Source organism: Microcoleus sp. Pol12B3, assembly GCF_036701355.1.
Taxonomy (GTDB): Bacteria; Cyanobacteriota; Cyanobacteriia; order Cyanobacteriales; family Microcoleaceae; genus Microcoleus.
The window spans coordinates 1-21,073 of record NZ_JAUBQS010000082.1 but is presented as its reverse complement, the minus strand read 5'-3'; the positions used below and the strand labels follow the sequence as shown (position 1 = coordinate 21,073).

Sequence of the window (21,073 nt, the reverse complement as noted above, 5' to 3'; positions counted from 1 at the left end):
CAATTGCCACCAGCTAGCACCAACGGCTTTAAGCAATTGGCAGCAGCCCCTAGCAATGAAAGCAAAGGAACTTTAACCCGCGAGGAATGGGAAAGAAAATTCAAAAAGCAACAGCAAGCTGAGTTTGATGAAGAAACTCAAGCCTGCTTAACACCTAGTATCGGCGACCTTTGTTAATAGCGTTTAGGCGGTTCGCTACCGCCACAACTCCCATGAAAACTATCGAAATACTTTCAGCCACCGAGTGCGATCGCCTAATGAGTTGGTGCTACCAGCAAACCTTAGAAATCGAAATCTTCACAGGCCGCCAAACCTGCCGCACTAAAAAATGGTGGGGCAAAGAAGCTGAGTTCTACTTCAACAAATGTCATGTGTTCGATCGTGATCCAATTGAATCCGATGCTTACCTTGCAGCTTTACGCAATCGATTTGAACCCGGAGCCGACTCAATTCTCCTTTACCGCTACGAAATTGGCGGGGAAATTGGTGAGCACTTGGACAAGCAGTGCTTTCAACCGCCAGTAACTTTGATTAATTTGATAGATGATGCCCCCAACTTATTCGGGCAGCGCCCCACAACTCGCTTTCGGTGGGGTCGCAATAACTACGAACTACAGCACGGGGAGATTGTCAGCTTTAATAGTCGTGTCCTTCATTCTGTGCCTAAACTAAAATCAGCCCGCTATTCTCTACAGTTTCGGAGGATTGCGAAATGACGGCATTTAGATTCCTTTTCCCCGACGATGATGAAGGTTTTGAAATAATCGAAGACGCTGAAGCTGTCGAAGAATTGGAGGAAGATGAAGACGAAGAAGCCAGCCAAATTGATGATGAGGTAGCTTGGGAGACTGAAGAAGATTAACTAATTGTGATCGCATCACCTCGGAGTCGGAATGCGATCGCCTGCCCGGAGCTTGTTTTTCACCGGGGATTAACCAAAAACAATGACGATAACAATCATTAAGCATAATGGCAAATACTTTGGAAAAGACAACGAGGGAAAAGTTGCACTACTACGAATTCCCGGTTTGGATGGAGAAGCTGAAGATATTGGAAGCTTCAAAAGATTAAACGAAAGCTATTGCACTTGGCTGCCTCTTTGTGGTGATACTTTTCCCGCAGGATTTTATGAGCCAGAAAACCTTTTCCCAAATTGGAATGAATTTCCTGAACTTCACCAAGTAAAACTCATGGCATGGGATGAAGCAATTGCTTCATCTACTCAAGTAGAGTCGCAATATGTTCAATCTCTAATAGAAGATTGCAAAAATTCACTGTAACAATTTAGCGCATCAGCGGGAGTCGCGCCCCGCAACATCAACAAATTAGCAGGAATCTATCATGACCAAAATCATCTTTTTCGACCTAGACGGCACACTACGCGAAACCGCATCAGGCAAAACTTTTATCAATCAGCCAACAGATCAGAAGCCAATTCAAGGTACACAAAAGGCTTTAGCCTACTACCAGGAAAAAGGCTTTATCTGTATCGGCATCACCAATCAAGGCGGTGTCGCAGCGGGTCATAAAAGCTTGCAAGATGCGATCGAAGAACAGCGCATCACTTTAGAATTGTTCCCCGAACTTTCAGAAATCTTTTTCTGCCCAAACTACGGTGGCGAAAGTTGCTGGCAAATTTCGCGAGGTAACGTACCGCTAGAATTTTCGGCACCACAACCAGAAGGATACATTGACGTATCTTGCCGGAAACCAGGACACGGAATGCTATTAATTGCAGCGCGACCGTTGGCAGAATTAGAAGATTGCTGGATGATTGGCGATCGACCTGAAGATCAGCAATGCGCCGAAGCTGCTGGAGTAAAGTTTGTTTGGGCTTCAATTCTTCATGCTAAATTCGCCGGCCCCGGTATGCGAGAAATTGAATGCCAGCACATTGATCCAGATGTACTGACAGAGTTTTTGTCTTTGTAAGAAGCGAAACGAGTTGCGCTTCTTTGAGAGGAAATTAAGTTTTCTAAAACTAGAGAGTTTCGATCGCACATGATCGAAACTTTTTTTCTGAGGCCGCTTGCGGCCGAACGCCGGCGCACCGCCGGCAACCGACCGGAGCGAAGCGACCGGGCGGCCAAAGACTACTGAGAGCTATGCCAACAACGAGCAAGCTCTGACTGAAAAAAGCTGGCGATCTGCGACCAGCACGAAAAAACCCCCGGCAAAACCGAGGGCACCAACCAACCGAGCTAGACGCTAGAAACCCAGCGACAACTGGGAAGCCGGCCAACCAGAAAACCACCAACCACCACCCAGGGAAACAAAGCCCCAACCAGCAGGCGGCGCAAACCCAAACACCAGCACCGGCAAACCAGAACCAGCGGCAAACGCAGCCGAAGCCCAGGTGCCAGAACCAGACCCGCAGAAGGCACGGGAAGACGAGGCCGAAGGAGCCAACCCCGCAGGACAAGGGCCAGACGGGAAGGACACCCAAAGCCCGCCGAGGAACGAACCCGCAGGCCCGGAACCAGCCCCAGCAACAGCCCGAACACACGCAGCAGACCGAGCCGCAAACGAACCACGCCCGGAACCAAACGACGACGCGGCCAGCACCGACGCACCGGGGAAAGCAGCCCGGAAAGCCGCATCAACGCCCCGCGCGCAACCGACAAACACCGGGCAACGAAGGGCCCGAACCGCAGCAGCAACCGCCGGCACCACAGCAGGAACCGCCGACCGAGAGCCGGAAAACCCAACCGCACCGACCCGCGCAAACACCGACAACACCGAGGCAGGCAAGGGCCCAGCCACCACCGGACACCGAACCGGCAAGACGCGAAACACCGACCGACGCGACACCCGCAGCAGCCGCACAAACACCGGGACAGACACGCCCCAACCGCCGAAACAGCGACGCACCCGGCAAAACGGGAGGGACAAGCCAGAGGCGACAGCGGCCGCAAAACCACCAGCAACCGAGGGGGAGGAGAAGACCGAAACAACGACCCAGCGCGAGAACGAGCGAGAAGAACGGCGAACGAACGAGAACCGGAAACCAGCCACTGCGGAGGCGAGCACAGAGACGGCCGCCGGAGAGAGGGCGAAGACAGAGGCAGGGGAAGAAGTACGCATAGACTTGCAGCTAATTTATTGACAGAGAAGAGGAAGCGGCTGGAAAAACCAAGCTGACCCCCGCTCCGGGATACGGGGAACCTGCTGGCTGGTGGAAACTTGCTCGCCTGCTACTTTTATCCCGGTAAAAGTTCTCGGCTTTCCTCATTTCCATAATACTATTATAGCCCGGTACACCGGGCTATGTCAATGGGTTTGGGGATTTATTTTAATGGATTTTTCGGGGGCCAGACCCATCGCACTGTTAACTCTTCTTTCTCTTTTCTTGAAAGAGAAGTTTTTGGGGTCTTAGTCTGGGTTTTTTCGATCGCAGTGTAGTGGAGGTTTCCGGGGGGATCTGGCCTTTCGGAATAACAGATAGGCTTTCGGGGAAGCCCCCCGGAAGCCGGAACGCAACGTCCGCGATCGGAAAAAGACAGACTGTGGAGGTGTCGGTGCCCCCGCCCCATGAATAACCTTTGGGAGAAGTGCAAGGATTTAGAGGGCACGGACGCCGGAACCGAAGACTGTGCTTGCTCAGAACAGGCTCGGAGCCGCTTCGGCTCGGAGCCGGTAACGGGGACAGATAACCTCTGATTGCACTCTTTTCCAAAAACAGGTAGGCAGCTCGCTCACAGATAACGTCCAGGACTTGCAGACAGCAGTTGTTTTCTGCCTGCCGGTAACGGAGATAGATAACCTCTGTGTACTTCGATCGAACCAACGCGAAGCAACCGTTTCTCTTTCTTCAGTTTTCACCAACAATATTGAACTAAGCATCAAAACGAGGGAGCAGCCGTCACACCAACCAACCAAGCAAATCCAACTCTTTATTCTCTGTAAGAAGCGCAACTGGTTTCGTTTCTTGGATTAGTCCAGTTAATTGTCCAGTACCCCACTGGACTAATCAGAGTTACAATTTATCCAGTACCAAACTGGACAAACTGGATATATGGAAACTTACCCGATCGCAAGCCTGCAAGAGCGCTACAACCTAAGCAGCAAGCAATCTGTGTACGATCGCATAAAAGCTTTATCGATCGAACCAGTAGCCCGAGGCAAAATTTCCAGTGACCAACTGGACAAACTGGACAAGTTAAATCAACATCTAAAATCTGGCGGCACCCTATCTGATTTTGAGAGCAGTCATACCGAAATTTTCAAAACAGAAGCGATCGAACCTGTGGCCGCAACAGCTATAAATCAAGAGAGAGAAAACTTTCTCGAACTCATCGAGGCGATCGCCCGACACGTTGCAGCAACTCGCGACCCGCTGCAACATTACACAGCGTTGGAACGGGCGGTCGCGTCGAGCTGGTTGTTGTCAAGCACCGAAGTTCGAGCGCTCATTGGAACTAAACCACACGGCGATCGATTCCAGCGCGGCAGTTTCTGTTTTATCCGCAGCGGAAAAATAGGCGCTCAGGCAGCGTGGCGCGTTGTCAAAGTTATTGAAGGTGGCGCTAGTTATAAAGTTTAGATTTTAGACTTTAAATTTTGCCTTTCTTCTTATTCTCTAGCAGCGCTTTAAAAATTGCCTCTACATCAAGAGTGCTGCTATTTGAATTTTGAATATTTATAGCAATATCGGAATTCAAACTAACAAAACTACCAGTTATCACAGTTAAGCCACTGTCAGTCAGTCCAAGTACCCGCGATCGAGATTCTGCTGACAAACTTTTAAAAATTCTACTTGCAAGCTCTTCTTTATCTTCTGAACTCAAGCCGTCAATAAGTCGATCCAATTCTTCTACACCCACAAATTTTATATTTTCCATGTCAGACATCTATCTAAGGATGGAAGATTTTATGCGTCCTTCTGACTTTTGCATATCAGTAGGACTACTTGAATCTTTTTCCTCTTTGGGAAACATTCTGGCAACAATCTGTAGCATTGCTTTTTCGAGTTCTTCTGGGTCAGCCACGTTAATTAGGAATTCGAGTTCAGCCCCGAATCCTTGTGGTTGCTTTTTTCCCGCCAATAAGTCGCAGAAATAGCGACGCGCGCCTGGGCTTAGCTCATCCATTCCAAGAAGTAATCGATATAAGCAATCCGTGGTTACGCCTGTTTTAAGCTTGCCACCTCTAAATTCTGAAATATGGTTTTGACTTACACCAGACAAAGCGCTTAAAGCCTTAGCCTGTATGCCATATCGCCTAAGCGTCTGGTCGAAAATCTCGTGAATCATAATTGTAAATAAATATTACAAAATACATCTATTGTTGGAATTAGCCTTATGCTAATCAATAGATGCACTAATCGGATCAATACTTTGCTTACTTTCAACATATCACAAGAATTGAAAAAGAGGCTAAAAGTGTCTCAAAGTCAATCAGGGCAAGGCAAATACTCGATCAGAAGGTACTAGCCATGCAGACTAAGATTCAGGGCAAATTTTACCCCCTGCAACATGATGAGTGGGTCAAGGTTTGCAAAGACTTATCTAGTCGAGCCCGAGATGTTTTGTATTACATCCGAACTGCTGACCCTTACAGCAACGGAGTTGAAATCACTGCTGCTGCGATCGCCAGAGAACTTGATTGCAATCGATCGACAGTTAGCCGAGCCCTTAAAGAGTTGGATGCCAAGGGGTACATCGAAATGGAAATCTTGGCGGCTAAAGTTTCGGTTACTGGTAAGGGTTTGCTAGATGTTGCAGAATTGCAACCGCGTTGCAAAAATGCAACAGCCTCCGCAGAATTGCAACAGCCTCCGCAAATTTGCAACGACCTAGGCGAAATTGCAACATACAATGCAAATTTGCAACAAGCGTCGGCTGAAACCGTTGCTGCTATTGATGTTCAGCCCTCTAAGACTCTTAAGACTTATTCAGACTTATTAAAGACTCTCTCAGAAGGGATGAGAGAGAGTTTTGAAAAGTTCTGTTTAAAGAAAATTGAAGAGTGTTCCTTCAAAATCGGTAGCCGGAGGGCTTGGCTCAATAAGCACGGGGCTGAGTATTTGGAGGAATTCAAAGAGACATACTCCGAGGCTTTATCTAATGCAGAGCCGATCGCTCCCAAAGCTGAGATTGCTTTGCCAGACATTCTTACCTTGCAAAAAATGTATGGAGAAAACTGGGAATCGGCCGCTACTTACTATGGGCTAATTTCCCCCAATTCCCCCACTGTAGAAAATCAGGAGGCAATAGATTGGTGAGCCATTTAAATTCATGGAAAATCCATCCAGACAAGCAACCAGATTTGCTTTACGACGATTGGACTCAAGGTTTTAGCGATGCACACGATCGACTGTACCCACAGCATCCACATAATCAGGCTTACATGATGGGCTGGCTTCGTTGTTTTGGCATGGATGCAGGATATGCAAATCAAATGCCTACATTAAGCGATGAGAACTATTTAGAGGGTTACGAGCAAGCACAGTTTGAACGCATTTGCCACACGCCAAGTCAACCGGATATTAGAGAAATGAGAGGACAAGTCAATGCTAATTAAGGGGAACAATGGAAAGTCAGCAGCGCATAAACGTCAGCCTAAGTCTGCATCTAGCAGTTCCAAATCGACTCGATCGAATTCTGTACAGAAAGGTAGTTCTCGCAGCGACAACGGCAAAGCAGCCAATGAATTGGATGCAAATCTCGTTTGTCTTGAAGGCGGAGCCGTGGAAAGTAAAGCGGGCGATCGAATTCTGGAAGCGCCGAGGATTGTTGAAGATGCACCAGGGAATGATCTATCCAGCGAATCAACTGAATTAGAAGCTTGGAATCCTGCAGATTTTGGACAAGCTGAATATAAATCTGAAGAAGGCGGTCAACTTAACTTTTTAGAAGTTAATGAACCGCCCGACCCAGATGATTATGTTGGGTCGATCGAACTGTTTGACCAAGCATACAAAGCTTGGGTTGATGCTCAAGCTAGTGATGCACCAGTTTTCACGGCAAAAGAAAGATACGAATTAGAAACAGGCAACGACGCAAGCGAACTAGGAGAAGAAGAATGCAACATATTGATGGATGGCTCGACCTTTGCTCAGGAATCGGCGCAGGATTCCCCTATGCCGGAATCAAATTATGGGAGCGAAGCCCCGATATCTTTTGCGAATGGAATGAATACTGTCAGTCAATCCTCAGACGAAGATTCCCCAACAGTGAACGATTTAGTAACATCAAAGCCGTCGATTTTGGAGCGAGTCAATTCAGAAATAGAAGAATTAGCATCGTCACAGCAAGCCCTCCCTGCCAACCTTTCACCAACGATGGAAAAAGACTCGCTGCCAGAGACGATCGAGACTGTTTCCCCGCAGTTCTTGCCGCCATCTACAAGTTGCAGCCTAACTTTGCAATTATTGAGAACGTTGCCGGACTTCTCAACTGTCCAGAGCGACCAGGAAGCGACAAACTTTATTTCGCTGGAGTCCTTAACGAACTTTCCGAAAGCGGGTACGATGTCGAATGGCAATCTATCAGTAGCGCCCACTTTGGCAGCCCCTGGCGCAGGGAAAGAGTCGTTATTGTTGCGATCGCCCGGAGCTTTATCGACTACGAAAGGGCGACCCCCTGGCAAAACCAGATTGGAGAGTCAGTTGCATCAATTGGGGCTGATTCAGGATGGGGAGGTAGTAGCCCCGGAATTCCTAGAGAGTGGATATCAACTCCCCAATGGCTACACGAATCTACAGGAGAATCGGACAGCCCTAGAATTGTCGCAAGTCCAGGCGCAGCAATCCTTGATCGACCACAAATCGGAGTTGCCTCAAGAGACGGAGACAACCGAGACAGACGCGAAGCCCTCGGAAATGCCCTTGACTGGCGCGTTGCTGCTATCGGACTTAAGCGAGTTGAATATCTTAGTAGCCTTGCCGCCGAACATCGGAGCGCTAACCAAGATTGAATTGTTATCGATGGCACAAGAACAGCACCAGCTTATTTGTGTCATCGAGCGCAAGGAGTTTGAGCTTGCACTAGAGAAGCTGCACCGCGTCCGTTTAACTGGTGTTTACCTTCAGGAGTTTAAGAAAAAGTGCCAGTATGGGGAGTTTGAGAATCAGCTAGAGCAAGCTGGTATCTCAATTCGATCGGCTCAGAACTACATGGCGATTGCCAAGAACTGGGAAATCGTGGAGGCAAAAACGAAACTGGTTTCGTTTCTTGCAGAGGAAAATCAGCCAACAATCGGATTAAAGTGGGCGCTTGAAACTGTACGGGATGAGAAGAAACAGCTTAAGTCAGCGGCACCGCCGAAAGATCCAGACAGTTGGCGAACACCTAACACTCAAGAACAGCCGATCGTCTCGTTAGTCCGCAAAGCATTAGGTGGCGACATCTGGCTTGATCCTTGCTCTAATTCTGGTTCCAGCAGCAGTATCCCCGCAGCAGTTCGCTACTACAAAAATGATGATGGTTTGGCTCAACACAATACTTGGAGCAAAACGGTATACATCAACCCGCCATTTTCTGACCCGTTCCCGTGGGTTGAGCGCTGCTGCACAGAAGTTGCACGGGGTAACGTATCAGCGGCTGTCATGTTGTTAAAAGCTGGTGTTGTGTCGAATGTTGGCACCGGGGAATTGATTAATAAATATGCCTCAGCCCTTTGCTATTGGCGGGGAAGAATCAATTTCTTGAATGATGAAGGCAACGCAATTAAAGGCAGTGACTTCGATTGTGTATTGGTTTACTTTGGCGCCCGACTAGATTTATTCAGAGAAGCTTTCGGCGGGCGCGGGACGATCGCAACGATCGAAAACCACTACAGCTCGGTCAATAAAAAGTACCTGCTCAAGAATGAAATTCCAGAGTTTGGCAACACTCAGGCAGAGCAGAAACAGCTTGCGGCCGCTGTTGGTTTGGGCAATGGGCGATCAGTTCTCCCTGATATGCGGGATGCAGACCGGGAGCGGAATGAACGTTATGATCCGCATACTGTCGTCGATGTGCTTTCATCTCCAATGCCGCCAACAATTCCAATGCCGTCCGTATCTGAAAATCTTTTACAGCCACTTGGTGAATCTGAAACCTTTAACGAGACACCGCTGGCAACTAGACAATTTGAGAGAGCCAAAGAAAATTGTTTGAACGATTACATCACTGCAATCAGCAGTAATCTATCTGATTTCAGTGATGAACAAATCTCATTCTTAGCCAAGATTATTAATGAGGAATCGGCTAAGCGCATAGGGTTTTGATTATAATGGGAAGCCTTCTTCCCTGTTCCTTCTTCCTTCTTGCCAAAAACTTAAAATGCTAAAACTTGATAGATTGGGTAATTGGTACAAGTTTGTAGTTTTTGTAGGAGAAACGCATTTTATAGATTGCGATTCAAGCATTCCAGTATCTATTTGTTTAAAAAATAAGGAATTTTATATTGAATGGTGGGATGCTCGAAAAGAAAGAATTGCTAAAAGAATGAGTAAAATGTTGTTGGAATTATGAAGTACAAAGACCTAAAAATTAACTTAAATATTGCTCTTAATCAAATTCCCGAGCAATATGTACTTGAGATTATCGATCGCATTCAAATTGCATCTGTAGCAATAGTCAGTGAGTACACGTCTAATGTTCAGTCTGAGAAAGTTGTAGACAGAAGTGATAGTGCTGAAAAGGTAGAATAGTTTTATCTATCTAAGAAAAACTTATGCAAGAGCAGATTGGTAATTTTCGCCATGTCAGCGAGACTGCTTATTATCCTTCATGGAAGAAGGGGGACGAGAGAAGGCAGCAAATTTTAAAATTATTGCAGGACAACCCGCAGCTTTCGATCGAGGCTATAGCTCAAGCGATCGCGCTTTCACCTACGCAAGTTAAGCGCCACAGAGCGCGTTTGATTTCAGATTGCTTGTGGAAGGTTTGTGGACTTGCGATCATTCTTTCTACCACTTTCACCGCTGGGGCATACTACGCCGATTCAGCAGCAGTAGAAGAAGCCATTGCCGAACTGTTTAACTTGGCGATCGAAAAGGCGGAAAACATCGGATGGGCGATCGAACAAAAAACTCTCTAAGTATAATAAATTTTCGCGATTTAGCCTTTAATCCGAAAATTCACTGATTTTGAATGTGTGCAATTCTTCACAAAAACCGAGAAATTACCAGTTTCCAAAGAACCGGAATTCTCGGTTTTTTCCGGCACATCCACCGGAAAAACTATTGATTTTTTTCTAAAGACAAACGATAATATGGGAACCGCTACAAAAAAACTTTGGGGAAAAATTCATGACACCGGAAAATGACATGACAACACCGGAAATGGCTATGCAAGAACTTGGAATTAAGAGTTCCCAGTATTACGCAAGGCTCGATAAACTAGGAATTAAGGCTAAAAGGCTAAAAGGAAAAGCTTATTTAGATGCTGACCAAATGGCTAAATTACGGGGTTATAGTGAGCCGGAAAGTGCGATCGCAACAGTTGATAATTCTTCCCCGGAGTTGGTAGCTTTAGAAACAGTGGAAGTAGTTGAAAATATTTCCGATGAAGAAGAGCATGATATATGGAGAAGGGCAGGGGAAATTAAAGCTAAGCAATTAACTGCTAAAGATTTATTAGCTTTGCATTTAGCAGCAGGATTAGAATTAAGAGATTTAGATCCTGATTTGCAAGAGCAAGTAAAGGCTATTAACACGGCGGCTAATCCTGACAGCATGGGAAAGTCGATCGCCGGAACAGCCCAAGCTATGCTCCAGAAACGGCGACTACACCAGACATAAAAAAAGTATGCCAAGCTCTCCGAGGCGGTGATTCTGTAATTGTTCTCGGAGAATTTGGCAGTGTTTTGGATGAAGCTGCAAGGGCAATACAAGAGCAATTAGAGGGAGAATTTAGCATTGCCAACGTTACTTATAAAGGTTCGGCTAGAAAGTTTTTTCAAATAATTGCCGATGCTTTTGATATAGAAACAACAGCACCAAAATTGAATGCTAAGGGGGAAGAAGTTGGAGAAAAGCCAATGGGAATCGACGACATGATGGAAGAAATAGCTTTAAATTTTCCAGCAGATGCGCTATTAATTTTCCCAGAAGCAAAACGACTTACTACAAAAATCAGATTTTGGCTTGAGGATTTAAACTGTCGGATTTGTTGTTTTGAGGTAGTAAATCCAAAGCGTGATATTTTTCTTAAAATGATTGAGATTGAATTGGCACTGCCGGACGATCGACACATCCGAGAAATCATGCAGCGCGAGGCCGAAAATTGTGGATTGAATATATCAGAGGCTAGATTCTCGCAGCTTCAGTCTTATGCAGGAAGAAATGCAGCAGCGGCTCGGAAGATAGTTAAAGAAGAAAAGCTGGGTTTGACTAAAGATCCAAATCACAATCAATATTTAGATATCTCCCCCTTAATAATGGGAATGTTTTGTTGTCTGGGAATTATTAGATTTATCGGTTTGGGTAGTGGCGATCGAAGCTTGTACATGATTGGAGGAATTGCAATGATGCTTGGCTTGGCGCTCAAATATCTGGGAAGAGTCAGCGGACCGCGCCGGAGAATTGGGCAATGATGGCAATCACTCACGCGGCAATATCAGCGGCCGCTGTTGGTTTGAGCTTGAGTACAGTCGATCCGCTGGTGTTGGCGATGGCGATCGGAGCAAGCCAGATTCCAGATATCGACACGAGCACCAGTTCGATCGGACAAATACTTTGGCCTATTTCACGCTGGATTGAGAAGCGTTACCCCCACCGCTCAGTTACTCACTCATTGATTTTCACTGCTGCCCTGGGTTTGATTTCCTTCGGGTTGTGGTGGCGTTACCAAATTGATGCGAAGGTTGCGATCGCGCTGCCACTTGGTCACATCGTCGCCTGTTTCAGTGACACCTTTACCAAAGCTGGTGTTCAATTGTTCTGGCCCTCGCCGTTGTGGTGCGTGTTTGGCTTGAATCCAAAGCGCAGGCTTACCACTGGCGGCACTGGTGAATATTGGGTATTAGTTGGTGCTGTTGCTGCGATCGCAATTAATTTTGGTTTGATAAATGGCGGTGGCTTGAGTCAGTTCACTGCTGAATCACTGGGATTGAGAAGCGGCATCTTAGAAAATTTCCAGCAAAATGCCAACAATAAAGAAGTGTTTGCAATTGTTGAAGGCACTTTCCTTGCTGATTCATCCAGTGCTAGTGGTCGATATTTTATTTTGTCTCAGGTTGGGAATGAGTTTGTTTTATTAAATCGATTGGGTATTTATCAAACTGGTGTGGGTGCTCAGATATCAGCAACCAGAATTAATACAGAAGTAGGTCAGCCAAGTCTCAGACAAATTCTGCCTTTAACTTTTGCCGAAGATGAGATATTGCCAAAGTTGGTATCGATCGCACAGGCACATCCTAAAGCACTCATTCTAATCACTGGACAAATTACGATTGATTCGCCGGAGGAAGTATCAATCATGCCAAAGCCAGGACAGCTTGAAACAGTAAAGGTTATGGGTAATCAGCTAGTATTTAATCATTGCCCACTGTCTCAAATTTTAGATAAATTAAGCTTGCAATTTGGTAGTGGGAGTTTAGAGCTTAAAATCATTTCTCCATCACCGAGGCTATGAAGTATCTACTAATATTTTCTCTATTACTGCTGACTGCTTGCCAAAATCAAAAAGCGAAACCCGTTTCGCTTCTTACGGAGAATAAGGCATTAGCTGCTGAAATCATCGCACCGCCACAGTTACCAAAGGTGAAGCTGCACAAGATTACACTATCGATCGATGAACCAAGCGACCTCAAAATTAAAGCAAATTCTACAGTATCAGCAGGTCAAGTCATTGCAGATCAAGAAGGAGAGCGCGATCGGTTGAATCAGAAGAAGCAAGAGCTAAATCTATCTCTTAAGCGGTTAGAAAATCAGATCATTACTAAGCCAGAGAAACCGCTGGAACCTATACCACCAAAGGCAGTTCCACCTTTGAAAGACTTGGGTGATATATCATATCAACAGTATGAAGCTGGTATCGAGAAAGCTAAGAAGGAATTAGAGCGAGCTAGTGCTGAATTGTCGCTTAAGGATAGGCAAATTGATTATATTAAAGGCATTGAAGGAATAGATCCAGCAATCATCGAGCATGAGTTGGCGGCATCTGCACAGCTTGAAGCTAAAGCCAAAGATGCTGCGATCGAAGTTAATCTAGCTGAGGGTAAGCTCATCACTGCCAAGCAAGAAAGACAGCAGAAAGAGTATCAACATTCTTTAGATGTAGCAAAGCGAATTGAAGAGGCTAATACAGCACAAAGCTTTTATCAGCGCCAGGTTGCCGAAAATCTCATTGCTTATCAGAGGCAGTCATCAGACTACGAGAAAGAGCAGCGAGAAAGAGATTATCGCCTTACACAAACACGGTTACAGCTATCAGCGATCGATGATAACATTAGTAAATTAAGTGTAATTAGGAGTCCTTACGATGGCACAGTACGACGTATCAAATTTGTTGGGCAAGTTGACAATAAACTTAATGTTGATATCAGCATCGTTGTTCCCCTCGATGTCGATAGCGCAGCAACCGCAAGTTCTCCCAGTTCCTCTTCCACCGCCACCGCCTCCGGGAGTTCGATCGGTTCAACAACCGACTCCCAAACCTTCACCAACACCGACCCCTGAGAAGGAAGAAGGTGAATCAGCCGAGCCAGCAGATGAATCTGAACCAGCAGAACCTAGTGAAGAACCCGCAGAACCTAGTGAACCAGTAGAAGGTGGAGGAACTGAACAAATCGCCCCAAAGCTCAGAACCCTTTAAATCCCCCTGATTTAAAGGAGATAGATAAACTTATTCAGGTGCAGATTAATGATGATATGTGGAAATCACTAATCTCACCGCTTCCATGCCTCGACACAACAACCGCGTGTATTTCCTCACTGCAAGGGTTGGCAGTAACAAACTCACCAATTAACTCAAGGATTGACCAATCTATCAATTTAATTGAAGAAAAGATCGAGGAGGCAAACAAGGCTAATAAACTATCGATCGACCTTGCAGTTTTTGAGCCAGCACTGCAATACTTCCTCCGACAAAACGGCACTGGACAAACCACTGTACAAACTCCTGGACAAACTGGACAAGTAGTGCAAACTCAGTCAGGTGGCGGATTCCTTAATAATGTATTGGGGATTTTTACCAGACCAGTAGGTTTGGTAAATGATTTACTTAATGTAATTGGTATCCCACTACTACGGCGTTACACAGGTGGGAACCAGGAAAATAAACAGGCTGCGATAGCAATCTCAGACTTAAGGGTTAAGACTGAAGAGTTGCGTAAATCCAAGGAAGAAATCAATATCAAAACCCGCGACTCTGTGCTGTTTTCGGTTTTGGAGTTTGATGTGCGATCGCGTGAGTTTCAGATCCAGCAGGCGATCGCTAAGCGTGAAATTCAGCGGTTTGAACTGTACAAAGTTAGCTATCGGTTTGGTTCATCATCAACCGAAGCTTATCTCGGACAGCAATCCAGCTTAGATAAGCAAAAAGCATCTGTACTTCGAGAGTGGGCACAGATGCGATCGCAACTTGAAAAGATTAAGCTGATTGTGTTAGCAAATAAAGGCGAAGAAGAAGAATGAAGCGAACAATTTATTATAGAGGCTTCATTATTAATAACCACGAAAAAGAGCAGGGATTAGTAATAATTACCCCTGCTCAAACCAAAATATGGATTAAAGATGCAGTAAATTTCGATCAATGCAAACAGTGGGTAGATGACAAAATTGCCAAATGGGCGATCGAACAAGCTTTCAAAGCTTAATATATTTGACAGAAGTATTTCCAACTTTCTTGCAAATTGCCAAGCTAGTAACTTGATTTATGTCACCTAAGCTTTGAGTTTGTCCACCAAAGACAACAGGGATACTATCACTACCAATAGCATTGGCATTTTTAACAGTTATGTTACGCAGCCCGCAAGCATTAAAGGTTCCACTCTTGGTCGATCGTGCTAAAAACTGAACCGAAACACTGCCACTTTGACCCACAAGAACTGTGCGACCATCAGCTAATTTAAAATTGCTAGGTCTGGATTCTGCCAATGTTGTTCCACTACAAGCGGGAATCGTTTGTACTGGTAAAGCAGAATAATCTACTTGATTACCAGCTATTGTTAAGAACTGCATTGAATGTGGAAGTGTGCGAACTGTTGCGAGTCCGCAAGCGTTAGCAGTAACAGCCACTGTCTTCAATGTCCAAATTTCTGCTGCAAATGGGCTATTTGCTGTGCCTTCAAATTGCAAAATTCTATCCAGACCATTGAAAAAAACTGTTTGTGCGATCGCACTTTGAGGAAGTGCGATCGCAGCAATTGATAGAATCGCTACGATTACCTTTTTCATTAGTTAGCTGGGACGTAAGTTGCAGAAGTTGTTCCAACTTTACGACAAATCATTGGGGCTGGAACCGAAGGAATTGCAGCAAGTGTGTATTCTGTTGCACCGATTGAAAAATTGGTCATGGGTCGAGATGTCCCCACTGTAACTCGCACAAAACCACAGGCGTTAGCCTTAGTAGTAATTACACCCGAAGCAGTTACCTCAATAGCCAAAGATCCTGGACCTGTTCCACCTTTAATCCAAATTTTGCTTCCATCATCAACAACAGTGCCAACAGGTCCCGTATTAGAAGCTGTATAAGTTGATGATGAAGCGCCTGCCGAACAAGTAACAGCAGCACCAGAAGTTTTACCAGCCCAATTTGTTGAACCGCCAGTGATATTTGTTGGCGGAGAAGTAGCCGATTTAGTAAATGAACCCCATCCACAATTATTAAGAGTTAATGTTTTAGGAGCTGGAGCTTTTGGAGCACTAAATCCTGCAACAGGTGCTGCTGCTGTTTGTCCTGGTACATAAACATAAGTTTTCGACGTTGCAGCATCAGTCCATTTATGAACAGCACTAAACGATCCGGCACTTTGTGCGATCGCAGATAAAGGAGCAAGTGCAACAGCAGCTAATCCAGCCCCGGCAAAAAGTCTCTGTAAAAGATTCATGGCTTTATTTGTAAAGTGCAAAATTTTACACGTACTACTTGGATTAAATCAATCCGTGAATTTACCTATTTTAGGATTGAATTATTTTAAAGGAATATATTGCACAAAATCGTTCCCCACTTTTTTGCAGACTGTAGATACATTTTCTGTGTAATCATAGTAAGAAGTTTGATTCTGCACGACAACATAAGCATTGAAGCCGTTAATATTGTCCCAAGCTTTAGGAAATGAAAATGATGCTAGTCCACAAGCATTAGTCTTTCGAGTAACTGTTTTGTTGATACTAGACAAATGCAAATTTAGTTCTCCTGACGATCGAATAAAAACATTGCTAGCCGCGTCTTTAAAGAATGCAGGGGGAGTTACAACAGCGCCTGCTGCATTTTTCCAGATATTTGCAGAGCATTTTGCATCAACAAGTTGAGGATTCAACAATTCTCGATTATCAGAAGTGTAAATATAATTGTTGACAAACTCCGGCAGGAACTTGGTTTTGATATAACCGCAAAATTTTGGTTGTTGCTTTATTAAGACTAGAGGTATCTGAAAATCTACCGAAGAATTAGGCGCATTGCCAGAAACAGAAACTTTCCAAAATTCTCCTTTGTCTTCCCAAAAAAAGGGGGTTGCTGCGATTACATTTTGACAAATCATTGCCACAGCAGAAGCAAGCAAAATCGAGTTTCGCAAATTCATAGGTTTAATTTTTAAGGTGAAAAATTTTATGTGTTTTTTTTGTAAAAGTCAATCAGTAATTACCCTGTTTTTTTAAAATAGTGGCAAACTATTTATAGTTAATCCTTAAATATCATGGATAAAGTTCGATCGACCATTTTGATAATTGCTGCAATTGCTGGAGGGGCTCCAATCTTTCATCATTCGGAGACAAAGCCTGTTTCTTCTTCTCAAGAAACAAATAATACTACTGAGGCACAAGTAAGTCCTATGGAGAAAAAAGAAAAACTGTAGTAGACTAATTTTGTAAAAGTTTCCTCAAAAGCGAAATCGGTTTCGTTTTTGAGGAAAATAGTTTTAAATTAATGGAAATTATATGAATAGATTAGTTGGCACAATACCTTTGATTGCAATTGCAGTTTTAAGCTATTTTTCTTTTTCAAAAGCGCAACCCGTTTCGCTTCTTCCGGAAAATAAACCGGGACTAACGAATCCCGATATGCCTGCAAACCTTGTAGAATACGAGGTTGTGGAAAAATCTGTGCATGATGGCGATACGCTGCGAGTACGATCGCCCAAAGGTGAAATTCTCAAAGTCCGCTTTGCCTGCATTGATGCACCGGAACTGAAACAACCGCTAGGAGAAGAGTCGCGCAATTACCTTCGATCGATTATTAGCAAGGGAAATAATAAGGTTAAATTGCAGCCGTTAACGGTCGATCGTTACGGTAGAACTGTGGCACAATTATGGAACAATAACGGACTTATTCAATCACAAATGACGATTGCAGGCATGGCGTATAAATACGATCAATATAAGAAAGATTGCCCAAATTGGGAGGCGATCGAATCAACTCAAGCTTATGCACAAGAAAATAAACTTGGAGTTTGGAAATTTCCTAATGAGAAGCCTTGGAATTATCGCAAGTCCAGACGCTGAAAACTAAGCGGTTACTCCGGGTCTGGAAAAGGGTTTGAGCCATTATCGCAATCGCCTTTCGCTTCGTTCTCTCTTGTCCAGCCCCTCCGTGTTGGTTTGATCGTCCTATATAAATATCATTCATAAACCGACCGTCTTTCGCAGACAGCACAGGTTATTTTCAAGCCTTAAAGGTTGTTAGTGAGCGAGCTGCGAAAGACTGCATTTATTAATAAGAACCATACGAATTCTATCGTTAACCCAGCCGTTTTTGACCGCTCAGCATCTAGCGTAGCAGATATGTCAAGGGAACTGAATGAAAGAACCTGTTTAAGTGGTTGCTTCGCATTTTTTTATTGGGTTCTTTCACCCTTGACATATCTGCATCTAATGCTGTCTAGGGCGGTCAAAAACTACATTAGGGAGAGGATTAGAGTGAAAAAAAGGAGAGGTAAAGGTATAAGTTATTCTAATCATAAATACCTTGTATTGCCCGGTGTACCGCGCTATAATAGTATCATGGAAATGAGGAAAGGTGAGAGTTTACCAGAGAACAGCAACTGAGCAAGTTTCCAACAAAAATCAAATAATCCCTACGGTCTGGGGTAGGGTAAGTTTGGTTTTTCCATATAGAAAGAATAAATATTTAAGATCGTTATTGCGATCACGTTGTCAACAAATTAGCAGGTGTTTATGTCCCTTCCTTCTGCCATTTCTGAGCTGCTTTCTTCCGCCCCTGCGGTTGGTTTTTCCGGTTCTCGCTCTGTGGTTCCAGCGGCCGCTTGTGCCGAGGTTGTGTCGGTGGTTTCTTCCCCTGTCCTAGTTGGGTGCGCCAGGGGCGTTGATGCGGTGTTTCGGGCTGCGTTCCCTTCGGCCCGTGTCTTCTCGGCCTCCTCGTTTGGCAGTGGGCGCGGTTCGTTTGCTGCCCGTTCCTCAGCTTTCGTGCGGGCCCTGCATTTGTCTGGCGGGGTGCTGGTGTCGTTCCCCGGCTCGTTCCCGTCCGGGCTGCTGCCGTCGCCGTCTTCCTCGCGCGCCTTTTGCGGTTCGGGTTCGGGTAGTTGGGCCTCGCTGGCTTTTGCGGTTGGGCTTGGTGTGCCGTGTGCCGTGTTTCTGGGTTCTGGCTCTGTGCCAGCTGGGTTCTGCGGTCCCTCGGTTTGGTGTACTCGTAGTGTTGGCGGCGGTTGGTGGGTTTGTCAGCCTCGCGCCGTGCAGCTTTCTCTTTTCTAGTTGCTAGCTGGCTTGGTTCGTCCCTCGGTTTTGCCGGGGGTTTTTTCGTGCTGGTCGCGATCGCGCAGCTCTTGCTCCTTCGCCTTGGTTCTCTGGCCAGGGTCGGCTTCCCTCCCCCGGTTGCCCTCGTGCCTCGGGCGGCCGTCCCTGCCTCCGGCAGGGCCGGCAAAGAAAAAAAGTTTTGATCGCACTTGATCAAAACTTTCTAGTTTTAGAAAACTGTTAATTAGTTGCTGATTCTCTTTCTTTAATCCACATTTCGATCGCTTCTACAATTGCTGCACTTCTCGACTCATCAGGCTTTAGTAATTGCTGTAATCGGATCAATATTGATTCCGGGACTTTAGCTGTAACTGGTTTTTTAGGTTCTTCGGGTGACGGAAACCAAGTCACAGCGCCGTTTGTGTTTCCTTTGGGTGCTGGCATAAATTTCGCTAATTGTTGACTCCTACACTATAGCGCGGTTTACCGCGTAACAATTGTAAAGAAATATTGCAAAGTGCTTGCGTTACCTGGTACACTAGGCTATACTATAAGAGTCAAGAAAAAAACAGCAAGCGCTAAAAACGCCCCTGCTGTCAACAAATTAGCTATCAGGATTATAACACAATGATTAACCCTAAGAACTTCATTTATTCCCGCGCTGCTGTTGCCAGAATGTTAGGAATCGCCTCAGATTTAGTTAAAAAAGTAGAAGTTTGGGCTAACTGCATATTTGTAATTGTTAAAGGTCGCCGTCCTCGTTTCTGGAAAAAAAGCAGTTTTAGCAATCACTTCGTAAATTGGAGAAAATTCCAATCTAGATACTACGAAGTAGCTGCAAGATCCGAATCAAGTTTTGAAGTTTGGAACAACAAATCCTCTTATCAACTCAGTGCGCTTCAACAAACGATTCAATGTCCTTGCGATGATTACAACAATCAGCAGCGTATTTTTAAAGGAAAAGGCTGCTGCAAACATGGGTACGCAGTGTTGACTTTCTTAGGGTTTGATCGTCTCAGCGAATATATAGAGAATCATCGCTGGCTGAATGAACATAATAGTAAATTTATCGATGATGATGACGACTACAACAGAAGCGATGATTGGGACGAAGCATCCGATTATTACGATCATAAGATTTACGGGTAATTCTTAGGGGGTCGCGCATCCTACACGCGAGATGTCAGCAAATTAGTTAAAGGATAAATCAATGACTTCATTTAGTTTCAATAGTTTTCCGATCGAAAGTTGGGAAGAACAAGACGGGTGGTATGCAACTGGATTTGATTCTAGTCGATTAGGTCCTTTTGATTCAGAACAAGAAGCACTTGCTAGTTCAATTGAATCTGCCAAACAATCGGGAGCAGAGGATTGTTTTGATGAAAAAACTCATCCTTCCAATTGGAACAAAGACGAGTTTTAATTAATTCCTGTAGGGGGCGCGCATCTTACACGCGCAGCAAATGTCAACAAATTAGCTGTCAATTCCGAACCATGAAAACCGAATCTATCTTTACTGGAGTAGCTAACTACTCAGAAACTATCTACGAATTTGAGAATGAATTAGACTGGTTAGAGCATTTAAACCAGCAGTTTTTAACACCAGGTCAAAAGCGTTTTAGTCAAGGTAAATGTGATGCACTGTTCTTGATTGAGCCTGAATCGGATGATTTCGATTACCTCTGTGGCTGGCACTGGCAAACAGAAAAACTCATCCAAGATGCTGAAGCTTTAAATCTTGAATTTGGCGAATTCTAATCACAACTAGCGGGAGCGTTCATCGCTCCCTATTAACAAAATGAAACGCACAATTGCAGAAATCTTGGCAGATTTCGAGAAACCGATCGAACGGGAGTACATCAATCAAAAGCCCGTATTCAGCAAAAAGCAGGAATCAGGAAAAGTCGATTATGTGGCGTGGCACACTCTCTGCCGGCTGCTCAACAAACACACCAACGGCTACTGGGAATGGAGATTGCGGACTCAATTTATGGGCGATCGAACTGTGATTGAAGGAAGCCTCACAATCCACGGCTCAGACGGTAGCCTTACCCGCGAAGCAACAGGCAATGAAGAATCGGAGGTTGATGGATACGGCGACCCTTCATCAAATGCCGAAGCAATGGCACTGCGTCGTTGCTGTGCAAAATTCGGCCTTGGTTTGAGCTTGTGGGAAAAAGGAAAATCTACCAGCAAAGGCAACGGCTTTAAACAATTGCCACCAGCTAGCACCAACGGCTTTAAGCAATTGGCAGCAGCCCCTAGCAATGAAAGCAAAGGAACTTTAAC

The 21,073-nt window shown here is 45.0% G+C and carries 32 protein-coding genes and 1 pseudogene; 25 read left to right on the top strand and 8 right to left on the bottom strand.

Annotated features, from left to right (window positions below; all coding sequences use genetic code 11):
- The first annotated feature begins 212 nt into the window (after positions 1-212).
- From QUA53_RS26130 to QUA53_RS26115, 4 genes are all read left to right on the top strand, one after another.
- A complete protein-coding gene (locus QUA53_RS26130) occupies positions 213-716 on the top strand; it encodes a hypothetical protein (protein WP_333100611.1) in 504 nt (167 codons plus the stop codon).
- Positions 713-862, top strand: coding sequence for a hypothetical protein (locus QUA53_RS26125; protein WP_333100612.1), 150 nt, complete (start codon positions 713-715; stop codon positions 860-862). The genes QUA53_RS26130 and QUA53_RS26125 overlap by 4 nt, the downstream gene beginning before the upstream one ends.
- Before the next feature lie 82 nt (positions 863-944).
- Positions 945-1,280, top strand: coding sequence for a hypothetical protein (locus QUA53_RS26120; RefSeq protein ID WP_333100614.1), 336 nt, complete (start codon positions 945-947; stop codon positions 1,278-1,280).
- 61 nt (positions 1,281-1,341) lie between these two features.
- Positions 1,342-1,932, top strand: a complete 591-nt coding sequence (locus QUA53_RS26115; protein ID WP_333100615.1) for an HAD-IIIA family hydrolase — start codon at positions 1,342-1,344, stop codon at positions 1,930-1,932.
- A gap of 276 nt (positions 1,933-2,208) precedes the next feature.
- On the opposite strand, the gene QUA53_RS26110 is transcribed toward QUA53_RS26115, so the two are convergent.
- On the bottom strand, positions 2,209-2,730 hold the full coding sequence (locus QUA53_RS26110; protein WP_333249182.1) for a hypothetical protein: 522 nt from the start codon (positions 2,728-2,730) through the stop codon (positions 2,209-2,211).
- 1,285 nt (positions 2,731-4,015) lie between these two features.
- Here QUA53_RS26110 and QUA53_RS26105 point away from each other — a divergent pair.
- A complete protein-coding gene (locus tag QUA53_RS26105) occupies positions 4,016-4,543 on the top strand; it encodes a hypothetical protein (RefSeq protein WP_333100565.1) in 528 nt (175 codons plus the stop codon).
- Positions 4,544-4,553: 10 nt separating this feature from the next.
- Here the strand turns inward: QUA53_RS26105 and QUA53_RS26100 are convergent, their stop codons facing one another.
- Positions 4,554-4,841, bottom strand: a complete 288-nt coding sequence (locus QUA53_RS26100) for a hypothetical protein (protein WP_333249179.1) — start codon at positions 4,839-4,841, stop codon at positions 4,554-4,556.
- A 9-nt stretch (positions 4,842-4,850) separates the two neighbouring features.
- Entirely contained in the window at positions 4,851-5,252 is a 402-nt protein-coding gene (locus QUA53_RS26095; protein ID WP_333100569.1) for a hypothetical protein, read from the bottom strand.
- Between the two features lie 182 nt (positions 5,253-5,434).
- Here QUA53_RS26095 and QUA53_RS26090 point away from each other — a divergent pair, with 182 nt between their 5' ends.
- The 14 genes from QUA53_RS26090 (at position 5,435) to QUA53_RS26035 (ending at position 14,748) form a co-directional block, all read left to right on the top strand.
- Positions 5,435-6,223, top strand: a complete 789-nt coding sequence (locus QUA53_RS26090) for a helix-turn-helix domain-containing protein (RefSeq protein WP_333100571.1) — start codon at positions 5,435-5,437, stop codon at positions 6,221-6,223.
- A complete protein-coding gene (locus QUA53_RS26085; RefSeq protein ID WP_333100573.1) occupies positions 6,220-6,522 on the top strand; it encodes a hypothetical protein in 303 nt (100 codons plus the stop codon). Before QUA53_RS26090 ends, QUA53_RS26085 begins: the two co-directional genes overlap by 4 nt.
- An 8-nt stretch (positions 6,523-6,530) precedes the next feature.
- Positions 6,531-6,782, top strand: a complete 252-nt coding sequence (locus QUA53_RS29375) for a hypothetical protein (protein WP_445304987.1) — start codon at positions 6,531-6,533, stop codon at positions 6,780-6,782.
- Between the two features lie 241 nt (positions 6,783-7,023).
- The gene (locus QUA53_RS29370; protein ID WP_445304988.1) at positions 7,024-7,917 is read left to right on the top strand and encodes a DNA cytosine methyltransferase; all 894 of its coding nucleotides are present in this window, start codon (positions 7,024-7,026) and stop codon (positions 7,915-7,917) included.
- A complete protein-coding gene (locus QUA53_RS29365; protein ID WP_445305250.1) occupies positions 7,823-9,211 on the top strand; it encodes a DNA N-6-adenine-methyltransferase in 1,389 nt (462 codons plus the stop codon). The genes QUA53_RS29370 and QUA53_RS29365 overlap by 95 nt, the downstream gene beginning before the upstream one ends.
- A gap of 55 nt (positions 9,212-9,266) precedes the next feature.
- Positions 9,267-9,458 carry a hypothetical protein gene (locus QUA53_RS26075; RefSeq protein ID WP_333249176.1) on the top strand — a complete coding sequence of 64 codons (192 nt, stop codon included), beginning with the start codon at positions 9,267-9,269 and terminating at the stop codon, positions 9,456-9,458.
- The gene (locus tag QUA53_RS26070) at positions 9,455-9,637 is read left to right on the top strand and encodes a hypothetical protein (RefSeq protein ID WP_333100577.1); all 183 of its coding nucleotides are present in this window, start codon (positions 9,455-9,457) and stop codon (positions 9,635-9,637) included. Before QUA53_RS26075 ends, QUA53_RS26070 begins: the two co-directional genes overlap by 4 nt.
- Before the next feature lie 23 nt (positions 9,638-9,660).
- Positions 9,661-10,026: an Lrp/AsnC family transcriptional regulator gene (locus tag QUA53_RS26065; RefSeq protein WP_333100579.1), complete on the top strand. Its 366-nt coding sequence runs from the start codon at positions 9,661-9,663 to the stop codon at positions 10,024-10,026.
- A gap of 211 nt (positions 10,027-10,237) precedes the next feature.
- The gene (locus QUA53_RS26060; RefSeq protein WP_333100581.1) at positions 10,238-10,729 is read left to right on the top strand and encodes a hypothetical protein; all 492 of its coding nucleotides are present in this window, start codon (positions 10,238-10,240) and stop codon (positions 10,727-10,729) included.
- Positions 10,730-10,794: 65 nt separating this feature from the next.
- Entirely contained in the window at positions 10,795-11,523 is a 729-nt protein-coding gene (locus QUA53_RS26055) for a hypothetical protein (protein ID WP_333100583.1), read from the top strand.
- Positions 11,520-12,563 (top strand): metal-dependent hydrolase, encoded by a 1,044-nt coding sequence (locus tag QUA53_RS26050; RefSeq protein ID WP_333100585.1) that lies wholly within the window; start codon positions 11,520-11,522, stop codon positions 12,561-12,563. The genes QUA53_RS26055 and QUA53_RS26050 overlap by 4 nt, the downstream gene beginning before the upstream one ends.
- Positions 12,560-13,609 carry a hypothetical protein gene (locus tag QUA53_RS26045; protein ID WP_333100587.1) on the top strand — a complete coding sequence of 350 codons (1,050 nt, stop codon included), beginning with the start codon at positions 12,560-12,562 and terminating at the stop codon, positions 13,607-13,609. The genes QUA53_RS26050 and QUA53_RS26045 overlap by 4 nt, the downstream gene beginning before the upstream one ends.
- A gap of 192 nt (positions 13,610-13,801) precedes the next feature.
- Positions 13,802-14,566: a hypothetical protein gene (locus QUA53_RS26040; protein WP_333100588.1), complete on the top strand. Its 765-nt coding sequence runs from the start codon at positions 13,802-13,804 to the stop codon at positions 14,564-14,566.
- Complete coding sequence (locus QUA53_RS26035) at positions 14,563-14,748, top strand: hypothetical protein (RefSeq protein ID WP_333100590.1); 186 nt, start codon at positions 14,563-14,565, stop codon at positions 14,746-14,748. Before QUA53_RS26040 ends, QUA53_RS26035 begins: the two co-directional genes overlap by 4 nt.
- On the opposite strand, the gene QUA53_RS26030 is transcribed toward QUA53_RS26035, so the two are convergent.
- The 3 genes from QUA53_RS26030 to QUA53_RS26020 form a co-directional block, all read right to left on the bottom strand.
- Positions 14,738-15,328: a hypothetical protein gene (locus tag QUA53_RS26030; RefSeq protein WP_333100592.1), complete on the bottom strand. Its 591-nt coding sequence runs from the start codon at positions 15,326-15,328 to the stop codon at positions 14,738-14,740. The genes QUA53_RS26035 and QUA53_RS26030 overlap by 11 nt on opposite strands.
- Complete coding sequence (locus QUA53_RS26025; RefSeq protein WP_333100593.1) at positions 15,328-15,981, bottom strand: hypothetical protein; 654 nt, start codon at positions 15,979-15,981, stop codon at positions 15,328-15,330. Before QUA53_RS26025 ends, QUA53_RS26030 begins: the two co-directional genes overlap by 1 nt.
- An 81-nt stretch (positions 15,982-16,062) precedes the next feature.
- Positions 16,063-16,677, bottom strand: coding sequence for a hypothetical protein (locus QUA53_RS26020; RefSeq protein WP_333100595.1), 615 nt, complete (start codon positions 16,675-16,677; stop codon positions 16,063-16,065).
- 114 nt (positions 16,678-16,791) lie between these two features.
- Here QUA53_RS26020 and QUA53_RS26015 point away from each other — a divergent pair, with 114 nt between their 5' ends.
- Positions 16,792-16,950, top strand: coding sequence for a hypothetical protein (locus tag QUA53_RS26015; RefSeq protein WP_333100597.1), 159 nt, complete (start codon positions 16,792-16,794; stop codon positions 16,948-16,950).
- Between the two features lie 205 nt (positions 16,951-17,155).
- Positions 17,156-17,596 carry a thermonuclease family protein gene (locus tag QUA53_RS26010; RefSeq protein WP_333100599.1) on the top strand — a complete coding sequence of 147 codons (441 nt, stop codon included), beginning with the start codon at positions 17,156-17,158 and terminating at the stop codon, positions 17,594-17,596.
- Positions 17,597-18,798: 1,202 nt separating this feature from the next.
- Here the strand turns inward: QUA53_RS26010 and QUA53_RS26005 are convergent.
- Both QUA53_RS26005 and QUA53_RS26000 read right to left on the bottom strand, forming a co-directional pair.
- The gene (locus QUA53_RS26005) at positions 18,799-18,993 is read right to left on the bottom strand and encodes a hypothetical protein (protein ID WP_333100601.1); all 195 of its coding nucleotides are present in this window, start codon (positions 18,991-18,993) and stop codon (positions 18,799-18,801) included.
- Between the two features lie 31 nt (positions 18,994-19,024).
- A complete protein-coding gene (locus tag QUA53_RS26000; RefSeq protein ID WP_333100603.1) occupies positions 19,025-19,228 on the bottom strand; it encodes a hypothetical protein in 204 nt (67 codons plus the stop codon).
- A 183-nt stretch (positions 19,229-19,411) separates the two neighbouring features.
- Here QUA53_RS26000 and QUA53_RS25995 point away from each other — a divergent pair, with 183 nt between their 5' ends.
- From QUA53_RS25995 to QUA53_RS25980, 4 genes and pseudogenes are all read left to right on the top strand, one after another.
- Positions 19,412-19,933, top strand: a complete 522-nt coding sequence (locus QUA53_RS25995; protein ID WP_333100605.1) for a hypothetical protein — start codon at positions 19,412-19,414, stop codon at positions 19,931-19,933.
- A 61-nt stretch (positions 19,934-19,994) separates the two neighbouring features.
- Positions 19,995-20,207 carry a hypothetical protein gene (locus QUA53_RS25990; protein WP_333100607.1) on the top strand — a complete coding sequence of 71 codons (213 nt, stop codon included), beginning with the start codon at positions 19,995-19,997 and terminating at the stop codon, positions 20,205-20,207.
- Between the two features lie 71 nt (positions 20,208-20,278).
- Positions 20,279-20,542, top strand: coding sequence for a hypothetical protein (locus QUA53_RS25985; RefSeq protein ID WP_333100609.1), 264 nt, complete (start codon positions 20,279-20,281; stop codon positions 20,540-20,542).
- Positions 20,543-20,582: 40 nt separating this feature from the next.
- Positions 20,583-21,073, top strand: a pseudogene (locus tag QUA53_RS25980) (hypothetical protein); the annotation flags it as partial.